The organism is Rugamonas aquatica, from assembly GCF_009380215.1.
In the GTDB taxonomy this organism is placed as follows: Bacteria; Pseudomonadota; Gammaproteobacteria; order Burkholderiales; family Burkholderiaceae_D; genus Rugamonas; species Rugamonas aquatica_B.
Window position 1 is genome coordinate 1 of the sequence record NZ_WHUG01000011.1, and the last position, 12,732, is coordinate 12,732.

17 protein-coding genes are annotated in these 12,732 nt (G+C 63.4%); 6 read left to right on the forward strand and 11 right to left on the reverse strand.

The window, feature by feature from the left end; translation table 11 throughout:
• The 6 genes from GEV02_RS22880 to GEV02_RS22905 all read left to right on the forward strand — a co-directional run.
• A partial coding sequence (locus tag GEV02_RS22880; protein ID WP_152840276.1) for a ComF family protein occupies positions 1-596 on the forward strand: 596 nt, incomplete at its 5' end.
• Between the two features lie 21 nt (positions 597-617).
• Positions 618-1,088: a tRNA (uridine(34)/cytosine(34)/5-carboxymethylaminomethyluridine(34)-2'-O)-methyltransferase TrmL gene (trmL, locus tag GEV02_RS22885; protein WP_008445302.1), complete on the forward strand. Its 471-nt coding sequence runs from the start codon at positions 618-620 to the stop codon at positions 1,086-1,088.
• 4 nt (positions 1,089-1,092) lie between these two features.
• Positions 1,093-1,833 carry a substrate-binding periplasmic protein gene (locus GEV02_RS22890; RefSeq protein WP_152840277.1) on the forward strand — a complete coding sequence of 247 codons (741 nt, stop codon included), beginning with the start codon at positions 1,093-1,095 and terminating at the stop codon, positions 1,831-1,833.
• Between the two features lie 79 nt (positions 1,834-1,912).
• Positions 1,913-2,749, forward strand: coding sequence for an alpha/beta fold hydrolase (locus GEV02_RS22895; protein ID WP_152840278.1), 837 nt, complete (start codon positions 1,913-1,915; stop codon positions 2,747-2,749).
• Positions 2,746-3,321: a DUF6624 domain-containing protein gene (locus GEV02_RS22900; RefSeq protein WP_152840279.1), complete on the forward strand. Its 576-nt coding sequence runs from the start codon at positions 2,746-2,748 to the stop codon at positions 3,319-3,321. The genes GEV02_RS22895 and GEV02_RS22900 overlap by 4 nt, the downstream gene beginning before the upstream one ends.
• A 49-nt stretch (positions 3,322-3,370) precedes the next feature.
• Positions 3,371-3,874: a hypothetical protein gene (locus GEV02_RS22905; RefSeq protein ID WP_152840280.1), complete on the forward strand. Its 504-nt coding sequence runs from the start codon at positions 3,371-3,373 to the stop codon at positions 3,872-3,874.
• On the opposite strand, the gene GEV02_RS22910 is transcribed toward GEV02_RS22905, so the two are convergent.
• From GEV02_RS22910 to GEV02_RS22960, 11 genes are all read right to left on the reverse strand, one after another.
• A complete protein-coding gene (locus tag GEV02_RS22910) occupies positions 3,860-4,825 on the reverse strand; it encodes a DMT family transporter (RefSeq protein WP_152840281.1) in 966 nt (321 codons plus the stop codon). The two genes, GEV02_RS22905 and GEV02_RS22910, sit on opposite strands and share 15 nt — an antisense overlap.
• A gap of 65 nt (positions 4,826-4,890) precedes the next feature.
• Positions 4,891-5,634: an AraC family transcriptional regulator gene (locus GEV02_RS22915; RefSeq protein ID WP_152840282.1), complete on the reverse strand. Its 744-nt coding sequence runs from the start codon at positions 5,632-5,634 to the stop codon at positions 4,891-4,893.
• Between the two features lie 28 nt (positions 5,635-5,662).
• Positions 5,663-5,968: a cytochrome C oxidase subunit IV family protein gene (locus GEV02_RS22920; RefSeq protein ID WP_152840283.1), complete on the reverse strand. Its 306-nt coding sequence runs from the start codon at positions 5,966-5,968 to the stop codon at positions 5,663-5,665.
• 8 nt (positions 5,969-5,976) lie between these two features.
• On the reverse strand, positions 5,977-6,642 hold the full coding sequence (locus tag GEV02_RS22925) for a heme-copper oxidase subunit III family protein (protein WP_152840284.1): 666 nt from the start codon (positions 6,640-6,642) through the stop codon (positions 5,977-5,979).
• Positions 6,639-7,232 carry a cytochrome c oxidase subunit 3 family protein gene (locus tag GEV02_RS22930; RefSeq protein WP_152840285.1) on the reverse strand — a complete coding sequence of 198 codons (594 nt, stop codon included), beginning with the start codon at positions 7,230-7,232 and terminating at the stop codon, positions 6,639-6,641. The genes GEV02_RS22925 and GEV02_RS22930 overlap by 4 nt, the downstream gene beginning before the upstream one ends.
• Positions 7,229-8,968: a cytochrome c oxidase subunit I gene (gene ctaD, locus GEV02_RS22935; RefSeq protein ID WP_152840286.1), complete on the reverse strand. Its 1,740-nt coding sequence runs from the start codon at positions 8,966-8,968 to the stop codon at positions 7,229-7,231. Before ctaD ends, GEV02_RS22930 begins: the two co-directional genes overlap by 4 nt.
• A gap of 9 nt (positions 8,969-8,977) precedes the next feature.
• Complete coding sequence (locus GEV02_RS22940) at positions 8,978-10,069, reverse strand: cytochrome c oxidase subunit II (RefSeq protein ID WP_152840287.1); 1,092 nt, start codon at positions 10,067-10,069, stop codon at positions 8,978-8,980.
• Between the two features lie 15 nt (positions 10,070-10,084).
• Entirely contained in the window at positions 10,085-10,588 is a 504-nt protein-coding gene (locus GEV02_RS22945; protein ID WP_152840288.1) for a hypothetical protein, read from the reverse strand.
• Positions 10,589-10,635: 47 nt separating this feature from the next.
• Positions 10,636-10,947: a hypothetical protein gene (locus GEV02_RS22950; RefSeq protein WP_152840289.1), complete on the reverse strand. Its 312-nt coding sequence runs from the start codon at positions 10,945-10,947 to the stop codon at positions 10,636-10,638.
• A gap of 1 nt (position 10,948) precedes the next feature.
• Entirely contained in the window at positions 10,949-11,431 is a 483-nt protein-coding gene (gene rfaE2 / locus GEV02_RS22955) for a D-glycero-beta-D-manno-heptose 1-phosphate adenylyltransferase (RefSeq protein WP_008445281.1), read from the reverse strand.
• 20 nt (positions 11,432-11,451) lie between these two features.
• Positions 11,452-12,636, reverse strand: coding sequence for a PilT/PilU family type 4a pilus ATPase (locus GEV02_RS22960; RefSeq protein ID WP_152840290.1), 1,185 nt, complete (start codon positions 12,634-12,636; stop codon positions 11,452-11,454).
• Between the last annotated feature and the right edge of the window lie 96 nt (positions 12,637-12,732).

The following is a 12,732-nucleotide window of genomic DNA, read 5'->3' on the forward strand; positions in this document are numbered from 1 at the left end:
CCGTGGCCCGCTGCCCGCGCTGCGCCAACCCGCTGCCCGGCATGGCCGCCGGCCAGCTGTGCGGCGCCTGCCGCGCCGAGCCGCCGGCTTTCGATGTCACGCTGGTCGCCGCCGACTACGCCATGCCGCTGGACCAGCTGGTATTGCAGCTGAAATTCGGCCACCGTCTCGCGCTGGCAACACTGTTTGCCCGCCTGTTGCGCGACGCCGTACTGCAGCAGCCCGGCTTCACGCTGCCCGCCCTGCTCTGTCCGGTGCCGCTCGGTCGCCGCCGGCTGGCCGAACGCGGCTACAATCAAGCCATGGAGATCGCGCGGCCACTGGCGCGCAGCCTGGGCGTGGCGCTGCATCCGCGCCTGGTGTGCCGCGTGCACGAGACCGCGGCCCAGAGCAGCGTCGCGCCGGACCAGCGGCGACAGAACATCGCCGGCGCCTTCGCCATCCCGGACCCCGCGCTGGTGCAGGGCCGCCACATCGGCGTCGTCGACGACGTCATGACCAGCGGCCGCACGCTGGACGAACTGGCGGCAACGCTGAAGCGCCATGGCGCCGCGCGCGTGAGCAACCTGGTGTTTGCCCGCACGCCGCCGCATTGAATTTGATAGAGGAGAACCACTTTGTTTCACGTCGTACTAGTCCAACCCGAAATTCCCCCGAACACCGGCAACGTGATCCGGCTGTGCGCCAACACCGGCGCGCAACTGCATCTGATCGAGCCGCTGGGCTTCCCGCTGGAAGATTCCAAGCTCAAGCGCGCCGGCCTGGACTATCACGAATACGCGCAGATGAAAGTGCACAAGGACTGGCAAGCCTTCCTGGCCGAGGTGCAGCCGGACCCGGCCCGCATGTATGCGATGACCACGCACGGCTCATCGCCGTTCGCCGACGCCGCCTTCAAGCCGGGCGATGTGTTCGTGTTCGGCTCGGAAACGCGCGGCCTCGATCCGGCCTTCCGCGAAACCTTCCCGCCGGCCCAGCGCATCCGCCTGCCGATGCGCCCAGACAACCGCAGCCTGAACCTGTCGAACACGGTCGCCGTGGTGGTGTTCGAAGCCTGGCGCCAGAACGGCTACGCCGGCGGGGCATAAGACCATGACCCCGCTTTCCGCCCTGCTGTGCCTGATGCTCTTGCTGGGCAACGCACAGGCGGCGGAACCGGTGAAGCTGTACACGGAAGACTATCCGCCGTTCAGCTGGGTGGATAAAGGCAGCGGCAAGGTGGTCGGACTGTCGGCGGAAATCGTCGCCGACCTGATGCAGCGCGCCGGCGTGCCGACCACGCAACCCATCGTCGCGCCGTGGGCGCGGGCGATGGTGCTGACCATGACCACGCCCAATTCCTGCCTGTACACCACGGCCCGCGTGCCGGAGCGCGAGGACAGTTACCAATGGATAGGCCCGATAGGCCACAACGAATGGGTGCTGTTCGCGCTGCGCGAAGACCACATCCGGCTCGACAGTCTGGACGAAGCCGTCAACTACCAGATCGGCACCTTCATCGGCGACGCCTCCATCACCTTCCTGCGCGAGCACAAGCTGCGCGTGGAGACCGTGCCCAACGACCGCCTGAATCCGCCCAAGCTGCAAAAGCGCCGCATCAAGCTGTGGTCGGTGGGACGGCTGCCGGGCATGTTCCTGCAACGGGAGCTGGGCATAGACGACTTCGAACCGGTGCTGGCCTTCGCCCGCGCCGACATGTACCTGGCCTGTCACAAGAACATGGCCAAGGCCGAGGTGGCGCGGCTGAACGACATCCTGCAAGCCATGTACCGCGACGGCACCATCCGCCGCATCTACACGCAGTACGGCTACGAGAAGGAAGTGCCGCGCTGACGCAGTGTGACAATGCGTGTATTTTTCATTAACACAAGCTGCTATTCTGGCCGGTCCTCAACGATGCCATTGAATACACATGAAAATTTCGCGTCTGCTGCTTAGTCTGGTATTTGTCGTCGCCTTCAGTGGCTGCTCCACCCTCAACGTCACCTCCAAGCAATTCATCCCGAAAGATACCGGCAAGCTGGCGCTGCTGAAGACCTCCGCGCCGGCCTATCAGGTCGACAATATCGAATTCAAGCATCCAGATGGCGCCATCAGCCGCGGCGTGTACATCCACAAGCCGGATGCGCAGTTTACCGTGCTGTACTTCATGGGTTCCGGCATCCGGCTCGATGTGGCAGGTGGCTACTTCGCCCAGCCATTTACCGAGCTGAACGCCAACATCATCAGCTATGACTACCACGACTTCGGCCGCAGCGACGCGCCCGCAACGGCGTTCGGCCTGGCGGATATGGAGAAGGAGGCGCTGGCCTTGTACGATCATGCGCGCGCGACCACCAAGGGGCGGCTGGTGGTCCACGGCCATTCGTTCGGCAGTTTCATTGCCGCCAGACTGGCCAGCAAACGGCCACTGGACGCCTTGGTACTGGAAGGCACCGGCACGAGTGCGCGGGCCTACGTCGAGAATCAGGTGCCCTGGTTCGCCAAGCCCTTCGTGCAGATCAATATCGACCAGGAGCTGTCCGCCACCGACAACCGCGCCGCGCTGCGAGCGTTTCAGGGACCGCTGTTAATCATGAACGGCGCCAACGACGTGCAGACGCCGCTGGCGAACTCGCGTGAGCTGTACGACAGCCTGGACATCCCGCACAAACGATTTGAAGCGATCCGCGAAGCCGGGCATATGAATTCGATGACCAAGCCGGAAGCACTGGCCGCCTACCGTTCATTTACAGGGAGCCTGAATTGAGCACATATCGCTCGTTCATATTGGCGCTGCTGGCGGCAATGCTGCCACTCTCCGCATTCGCAGCAGAATGCGACAAAGCGGTGCTGACCGAAACCTACGCAAAAATGCACCGGGACGATCAGGCTTTGCGGGGCAGGTATATCGAGATACTGGAAAAGGAAAATAGAAACGAGCCCGTCGATCCGAAAGAAAAGGATCAGCTCGAAGTGACGATTTCAAATACCGACGAAAGCAACCAGCACACACTGGATCACTTGATCGCGCAATGCGGCTGGCCCGGAAGCCTCGACAAGAACCGTGCAGCCTTGTCAGCATTCCTGATTATTCAGCACGGGGAGCTGGACTATCAGCTCAAGCATCTGGACATGGTCAAGGCCGCCAACAAGCGGGGAGAAATCCCCAGCCGCACATTGGCGATGCTGATCGACCGCATCCTGGTCAGGCAAAACAAGCCGCAACTATACGGAACGGAATTCGAGTACGGCAGCAACAAGGTGGCCCCCATCGCCGATCCGAAAAATCTGAATCAGCGCCGGAAGAAAATGGGCTTGCCGCCCTTCCGCGCGCCATGATGTACGTTCACAATCAATATATTTTTCGCCAGGTCAGGAGTGCTCAGCAGTGCAGTTGAAATTGAAGATAACGCGTGGAGGTGAAGTCAAGTGGGCTGGCGGTCCATCGCAAGATGACCCGGTCTATTACGGCGGGCCGCCGCCGGAAACCGGCGTTTGGAAGCTGAGTACGGAAAAAATCGAAGACTATTTCGAAGCGGCCCTGCAAGACTTGCACTTCGGCGACTCGATTGATATTTTTGTCCTGGGGTTTGAAATCGCCGATCTGGAAGGATGGGGGAATTTATTCACATCGATGAGCCAGTACACGAGTTACCGCCCAAAGATGAAGATGGTCATTTCGGTAGGCCAGCTGAACTGGCCCGATGTGAAGGATCTCTCAGCGACCGAGCAGTTTCAACGGTTCTCGGTCATCCTGCTGGAGGCCATTGCGCGCGTCGCCACGATGAAGCGGAAACCCAAGAACTTCGACACGGCAGCGTTTTTAGCGGAGGTGACACGGCTGCTGGCGCTATGCCCGGCCTCCGAGATGGAGGAATCAGAAGACGCCTGACTGGATGGTGCGCCGAGCGGGCCGCCGTTCCGCGTGCAGCCACACCGACCACGCCACGCCGCCGATCAGCAGTACGATGGCCAGCACTTCCAGCGGGCGCGGCGCCCGATGCTGGTAGAGGTAGCCGTACAGCAGGCCGAACAGGATTTCAAACAGCAGCAGCTGGCCGGACAGCGTTACCGGCACGCGGCGGCAGGCCATGTTCCACAGCTGGTTGCCGATCACCGAGGCGCCGGCCGCCACCAGCGTAATCAGCAGCCAGAACCGCAACCAGTCGCGCGGCGGTGCGGCGGCCTGCTCCATGCCGCCAATGCTGCCGATGCCGAATACCACCAGCCCCATCACCAGCGCCACCAGGCCGCTGGCGATGCCGAACAAGCCCGACCAGTCGCCGCTGCTGAAGCGCGGATTGCGTTTGAGGAAGCGCGTGTTGTCGACGGCATACCAGGTCCAGCTGAGCAGCGCGCCCACGGCGCATAGCATGCCGGCCGCCACGCTGGTCCACGCGCCCTGCCCGGCTGCGCCACTGAATACCTCGACATTGATGCACACCATGCCCACCGCCACCAGCGCCAGCGGCCAGGCCAGCACGCGCAGCGACACCGAGCCGTGATCGCGCCGGCCCAGCAGCGAGATCGTCAGCGGCAGCATGCCGATAATCAGCGAGGCGGCCGACACGCCCGCCATCTGCACGCCGCACGACAGCAGCAGGTAGTAGACGACATTGCCGGCCAGCGCGTAGCGCAACAGCAGCAGATAGTCGGCGCGCGTCAGCTGGCGCAGCAGGCCGCCGAGGCGCGGCGCCAACAGCACCAGCGAAATCAGCGCATACGCCACATAGCGCCCGAACATCAGCTCAAACGGGGAGAATTCCGCCAGCCACTTCGGCATGACAAACACCATGCCCCACATCGATCCGGCCGCCAGACCGCACAACACGCCATACCACATACCGCCTCCTGTCCTTGAGGCATTGATTGTCGGCGCGGGCCGGGTCCAGGGATTGTGCGTGGCTGTCAGATTTTTGTCTGATTCTGCCGTTCGCGCTTGCGGTAGGCCAGCGGCGTGACATCCATGGCGCGGCGCATCGCGTGCGTCAGCGCGCTCTGGTCGGCGTATCCGGCCAGCGTGGCCAAGCGGGCGATGGGCAAATCGGTTTCCGCCAACTGGCGGCAGGCCCAGCGCAGGCGCATGCCGGTCAGCCAGGCCAGCGGCGTGGTCTGCATCTCGTCGCGGAACACGCGGTGCAGGCTGCTCACGCTCATGTACGCGGCCTTGGCCATGGTGTCGGTACTCCACGGCTGGCCGGGGCTGGCTTCGATGCGGCCCAGCGCGGCGGACAGGCGCGAAGCGGGACGGATTTCCTGCTGCGCCAGCGTTTCCAGCAGCAGCGGCAGCCAGTGGTCCAGCGTCTGCTGGCTGGCGCCGGACTGGGCGCGCAGCAGGCCGATGAATTCGATCAGCTTGGCGGCCGGTGCGCTGATCGGCGCATACGGCCGCTCGGCCAGCCGCGCTGCGGTGGCGTCCGGCACGGCGGCGAGGTCGAAGTCCAGTATCAGCGACTGGTTCGGCTCGGTGGCGGAAGCCTCATGCACCAGCCCCGGCTCGACAAACGCGGCGCGTTGCGGATGGACGATGGCGCCGGAACCCTTGATGTCCATGATGACCCGGCCCTTGAGCGGCAACACCAGCTGGGCGAAGCTGTGCACGCCGGCCAGAGGTTCGGCGACGTAGCTGCGGAGGTCGAGTTCGGTCGGCATGATGCCGCCAGTGTAGCAGCCTGCGCCGTCATCGGAAATACAGCATGCGGGTGAAGAAGGTGTAGCCCGATTCCAGCCACATCAGCCAGGCCAGCACCAGCAGGCACAGCGGCGGCGCCAGCACCACGTACATCAGCGCGGCCCGCTCCCAGCGCAGGTGCATGAAGATGGCGACGATCAGGCCCGCCTTGGCCATCATCAGCAGCAGGATCAGCGTCCAGCGCAGATAGCTCTCGACATGGAAGAAATCGACCAGGTAGGAAAACGTGCTGAGCACGAACAGCAGCAGCCACACCTTCAGGTACAGGCCGATGGGATGGGCGGCGGTTTCCATGGCCCCTCCTACCAAAGATAAAACAGCGCGAAGATGAATACCCACACCAGGTCGACAAAGTGCCAGTACAGGCCGGCGATCTCGACGATGTCGTAGTTGCCGCGCTGCTCGTAGTAGCCGTTCCGCACGCGGCGCGCGACGATGCTGAGGTAGATCACGCCGGCCGTCACGTGCAGGCCGTGGAAGCCGGTAATCATGAAGAAGCAGGCGCCGAACTGCGCCGCGCCGTCGGGGTTGATCCATGGCCGCACGCCCTCTGCGATCAGCTTGCTCCATTCGAAGGCTTGCATGCTGACGAAGGTGGCGCCCAGCGCGGCGGTCAGCAGCATCAGCGCGGCGCAGCGGGCACGTTCGCGCCGGTAGCCGTAGTTGACCGCTATCGCCATCGTGCCGCTGCTGGTGATGAGAATGAAGGTCATGATGGCGATCAGTATCAGCGGCAGCCTGGCGCCGCCTATGGTCAGCGCGAACACTTCGCTGGGATTGGGCCAGGCCGCCGTGGTCGAGATACGCACCGACATGTAGCCGGTCAGGAAGCTGCCGAAGATGAAGGTGTCGCTGAGCAGGAAGATCCACATCATCGCCTTGCCCCACGGGACGCGGAAGGCGGCGCGGTCGCCCGACCAGTCCGCCACCATGCCCTGCCAGCCGGCTGCTTCCGTTTGCTTGTTCATGGCCCGCCTCCGCAAATCTGGTTCACCAGTTCCGGCGTCACGCCGAACAGCAGCGCGAACATGGCCAGCCACAAGCCCAGCAGGAAATGCCAGTAGCGCGCACAGAGCTGCATCGTCACGCCGTCGCGGCTTGGCCGAGGATGCGCCCAGGCCGCCACCACCAGCCCGCCGATCACGTGCAGGCCATGCACGCTGGTAATCAGGTAAAAGAAGCTGTTGGCCGGGCCGGCGTCCAGCGTCAGGCCGGCGGTCTCCATCGCCCGCCAAGCCCATAGCTGCGAGGCCAGGAAGGCCATCGAGCAGAGGCATGCCACGCCGTACGCCAGCCTCAACGCAGCCGCCGCGCGCTCGTGAGCAGCGCGCCAGGCCAGATGCCAAGCCACGCTTGCGCCGGCCAACAATGCGGTGCTCAGCCACAGCTGCACAGGCACGAAAGGCAGCGGCCGCCAGTCGGGCATGGCCATCCGCATCACGTAGGCGCTGCTGAACAGGAAAAACAGCATGCCGACCACGCCCATGAACACCCACAGGCCGGTGCGCCGTCGCGGCACGTCGGCAGCACTGCCGACCAGGTAGAGGCTGGGATTCATGGCGCCTCCTGCACCGGCGCGCGCTGGCCGGCCGTTGCAACGTCCGGCGGCTGATCCTGCGCCGCATAGTCGCTGTCGCCGTCCTGCTGGCCGTACTCGTAGGCGCCACGACACACCACCGGCGTTTGCTCGCCCCAGTTGCCGTGCACGGGCGGCGTCTGTGGCGTATGCCACTCCAGGCTGGCGGCCCGCCACGGATTGCCGCCAGCCTCCCGACCCCGCACGGCGCTCCAGCACAGGTTCAGCAAAAACAGCAATTGCGATATGCCGACGAACAGCGCGACGATGGTGATGAACGCATTCAGCGCCTGCGCCGATTCGGGAATGAAGGCGTAGTGCTCGTAGGCATAGTAACGCCGTGGCATGCCCAGCAAGCCCAGGTAGTGCATGGGGAAGAAGATCAGGTAGGTGCCGACAAAGGTGATCCAGAAATGCACCCGTCCCAGCATCACGTCGTACATGCGCCCGCTGACCTTGGGGAACCAGTGATACAAGCCGCCAAACACCGCCAGCACCGGCGACACGCCCATCACCATATGAAAGTGCGCGACCACAAAGTAGGTGTTCGACAGCGGAATATCGACGCTCACATTCCCCAGGAACAACCCGGTCAGCCCGCCGATGACGAAGGTGCTGATGAAGCCGACGGCGAACAGCATCGGCACGGTCAGGTGTATATCGCCGCGCCACAGCGTCAATGTCCAGTTGTAAACCTTGAGCGCGGTCGGCACCGCGATAATCAGCGTGGTAGTCGCGAAGAAGAAGCCGAAATACGGATGCATGCCGCTCACATACATGTGGTGCGCCCACACGACGAAACTCAGCCCGCCGATCACCACGATGGCCCACACCATCATCTTGTAGCCAAAGATCTGCTTGCGCGCATGCACGCTGATCAGGTCGGAGATGATGCCGAACGCCGGCAAGGCGACGATGTACACCTCCGGGTGGCCGAAGAACCAGAACAGGTGCTGGAACAGCAGCGGACTGCCGCCCTGGTGCGGCAGGTGCTGCCCCATCGACACCACCGCCGGCACGAAGAAGCTGGTGCCCAGCGCTTTATCGAACAACATCATCACGCCGCTGACGAACAGCGCCGGAAACGCCAGCAACGCCAGGATGGTGGCGGTGAAGATGCCCCACACCGTCAGCGGCATCCGCATCAGCGTCATGCCGTTGGTGCGCGCCTGCAGCACCGTGGTCACGTAGTTCAGCCCGCCCATGGTGGCGGCGGCGATGAACACCAGCAGCGACACCAGCATCACGATAATGCCCCACTCCGTGCCCGGGGTGCCCGGCAGGATAGCCTGCGGCGGATACAGCGTCCAGCCGGCGCCGGTCGGCCCGCCCGGCACGAAGAAGCTGCCCGCCAGTATCAGCACCGCCAGCAGGTAGAACCAGTAGCTGAGCATATTCAGGAAGGGAAACACCATGTCGCGGGCGCCCACCATCAGCGGAATCAGGTAATTGCCGAAGCCGCCCAGGAACAGCGCCGTCAGCAGATACACCACCATAATCATGCCGTGCATGGTCATGAACTGGTAATAGCGGCTGGCATCGATGAACGCGAACTTGCCGGGAAAGCCTAGCTGCAAGCGCATCAGGTCCGACAGCACCAGCCCCACCAGCCCGATCGCCAGCGCCGTGATGGTGTACTGGATCGCGATGACCTTGTGATCCTGGCTCCACACGTAACGCGTCCAGAAACTCTGCGGATGCCCAGCGCCATAGCCCATGCCAGCCTCCTATCTGATGGTCTTGATGTAATCGACCAGCTGCGCCACCTCCGTCGGGCTCAACTGCTGCGCCGGCATGATGGGCTGGTAGCCCTTGACGATGCGCGCGGCGGGATTGGTGATCGACTCGCGCAGATAGGCTTCATCCACGCGCACGGTGGCGCCATCGCTCATGGTCTCGCTGCGGCCGAACAGCCCCTTCCAGCTCGGCCCCGCGCCCGGATTGCCGTCGACGCTGTGGCAGGCCGAACAACCGCGCGACTGCGCCAGCAGACGGCCCTGCTGGCCGGGCTGCTCGCCGCCCGCCGCAGCCGCGACCTGGGAGGCAAAGCTCGGCTGCGCCGCCAGCCATGTCCGGTACGCCGGCTCGTCATCGACCACCACATAGCTGCGCATATTGAAGTGGCCGATGCCGCACAACTGCGCGCACATCACCTCGAATCTGCCGGCACGCGTGGGCGTGAACCAGAACGAGGTCACCATGCCGGGAACCATGTTCATCCGCGTGCGGAACTCCGGCACGTAAAAATCATGCAGCACATCCTGTGCGCGCAGCAGCACCCGCACCGGTTTGCCTGCGGGGATATGCATCTCCTGCCCTGCGACCAGCAGGTCGTCCTGACCGTTGGGATCGGCAGGATTGATGCCGTACGGATTGGCATTGCTGATGAAACGCACATCGGTACTGCCCAGCTTACCGTCCTTGCCCGGCAGGCGGTAATGCCATTGCCACTGCTGGCCCAGCACTTCGAACACCATCGCTTCCGGCGGTGGATCGATCAGCCTGGCGTACACGGACAAGCCAGGCGCCAGCAGCGCGATGATGCCCACCGTGGTCGCGCCGACCAGCCACCACTCCAGCCTGGCGCTGCCATGCGTGGCCGCCGCCCGCACACCGTCCTGGTGCTTGAACGTCACCAGGGCATAGGCCATGAACAGGTTGATGACGACGAAGGCCACGCCGGTGATGGCGAAGGTCAGCAACAGCGCATCGTCCATCTGCTGCCAGTTGGACGCGATGGGCGTGATCCACCATGGACTCATGTAATGAAATTCCAGGGCGCCAACCACGATCAGTATCAATACGAGTGCTAACGCCATGGAGCCATCCAAAAGCTAACGCGGCCTGCCCGGCCTTTCCAGCTTGAGATAAATGAGGGCTGCGGTCATGCCGAAGATGACATGGGCGATTGCCGTCGGCCAGCCTCGCAGCGCTACGAACCATGTATAGACTCCGGCCATGCCGTAAAAGTTCAGTACATAGAGCAGCAGGCCAAACGCCGCGCCGGTGGTCAGCGCCATGGCGAGGCTGGAGTCGAGCCGGAACGGCGCCATGATGGCGGCCAGCATGATGCCGAAGGCCACGCCCAGCGCGTAATGCACCAGCAGCGCGGCGACGGTCACGCCCAGGCTGTAGCCGCTGGTTTGCAGCACGTCCCAGCTCATCACCAGTGCGGCGATCATGCGGGTGGTCAGCCAGGGATCGGTAGCGCTGGTCAGCGACGACCAGCTGAGTTCCAGCAGCATCAACACGCCGCCTGCGCCAAAGCCGGCGACCGCAGCAGCGGCCCAGTCCGGCAGCCGCGCTTGCCATCGATGCGATTGCAGATGCAGTTCCATGATGTCCTCCAACGGATGCCTGTGCGGCATTCAGTCTAGGAGGATTTTCAGGCCCTGTCAGCCCGCGCGCGATTGGAACGCATGGAAAACGACAGCAGCAAAGCCAGCGCGCCGGCCCCGGCCGCACTCACGCAGACTGTGCAGGCAACCACCAGCCCGGCCGGATTGCGCAGGCCGAGCAGGTCGGCGAGGAAGGCCAGCGACACCGTCGCGATCAGCTGAGCCGGATAGAGGAAACGCAGCTGGAGAAAGGCGCGCGCGTCGCCGCGCCGCCAGTAGCGCAGCGCCACCGCGAACGCGGGACCCCACAGCACGCCGAGGAAAACCAGCGCCGCGAACGCGGCAATCAGGAGGCGCATATCAAGGACGCTGTGCGCGCACCTTGGTCAGCAGCTTGGTGGTCGAGCGGTCGTGCTCGAAATCGATGGCGATGGCCTGGCCGCCGTAGGCCAGCACGGCCTTGCCTTCGGGGATGGCATCCATCTGGTAGTCGCCGCCCTTGGCGTAGATTTCCGGCCGCGCCTGCTGCACCACTTCCAGCGCCGTATCCTCGTCGAACTCCACCACCAGGCTGACCGATTCCAGCGCGGCCAGCACCGCCATGCGGTCGGCGCAGTTGTTGAGCGGACGGTCGTCGCCCTTGCCCAGGCGCTTGACGGAAGCGTCGGTATTGGCCGCCACCACCAGCGAAGCGCCCAGCGCGCGCGCCTGCGCCAGATAGGTCACATGGCCGCGGTGCAGGATGTCGAATACGCCGTTGGTCAGCACCACCGGCTTGGGCAGCGCGGCCACGCGGGCGGCCAGTTGTTCACGGGTGCAGAGCTTGGTTTCAAATTGAGGCATGAGCGTTTTCTGGTTACTGGTTATTTGGGTTCTTCGTCTTCCGGCTCTTCGTCGATCTGCATGCTGAGCGAATCGGCCGTGGACGGGCTGTTGTCGCCGGGTTCCTTGCGGTCGCCGCGCAGTTTGATCTGCAAGCGCAGGCCATTGGCCGAATCGGCGTTGCGGATCGCTTCTTCGTAGGCGATATAGCCCTTATTATAAAGTTCGTACAGCGCCTGGTCGAAAGTGCACATGCCGAGCTCGCGCGATTTGTGCATAATTTCCTTGATCGCCTGGAAGTTCCCCTTGAAGATCATCTCGGCGATGGTCGGCGTGTTGAGCAGGATTTCGATGGCCGCCTTGCGGCCCTTGCCGTCCTCGGTACGCACCAGCCGCTGCGAGACGATGGCGCGCAGGTTGGACGACAAATCCATCAGCAGCTGGTTGCGCCGCTCTTCCGGGAAGAAGTTGATGATGCGGTCCATGGTCTGGTTGGAGTTGTTCGCGTGCAGCGTGCCCAGGCACAGGTGGCCGGTCTCGGCAAACGCGATCGCGTGCTCCATCGTTTCGGTGTCGCGGATCTCGCCGATCAGGATCACGTCCGGCGCCTGGCGCAGCGTGTTCTTCAGCGCGTTGTGCCACGACAGCGTGTCGACGCCCACCTCGCGGTGCGTGATCAGGCAGCCCTTGTTCTTGTGCACATACTCGACCGGGTCTTCCACCGTGATGATGTGGCCGGCCGAATTGGCGTTGCGATAATCGATCATCGCCGCCAGCGTGGTCGACTTGCCGGAACCGGTGCCACCCACCACCAGCACCAATCCGCGCTTGGTCATGATGACTTCCTTCAGCACCTCGGGCAGGTCCAGCTTTTCGAAGTTCGGGATTTCCGAAGCGATGGTGCGTATCACCATCGCCACATTCTGTTGCTGCACGAAGACGTTGACGCGGAAGCGGCACACCTCCGGCAGCGAGATCGCAAAGTTGCATTCCAGCTCAGCCTCGAACTCGCGCTTCTGCTTGTCGTTCATGATCGACAGCGCCAGCGCGCGGGTCACGCTGCCGGTCAGCTTCTGCTGGCTCAACGGCTTCATCGCGCCCTGCGATTTCATACTCGGCGGGAAATCTGCAGAAATGAACAAATCCGAACCGCCCGTGTGGTGCATCACTTTGAGCAGTTTGTGCAGGTAGGCTTGCGCTTCTTCGGGACCGAATGTGGAGGACATGCTTGCCTTTCGATGGTTAGTACCAACATACGCTGCATTATATCGACACCATTCGCTACAATACGGGTTAATTATTGCATCCCAGCATTGCCTGTG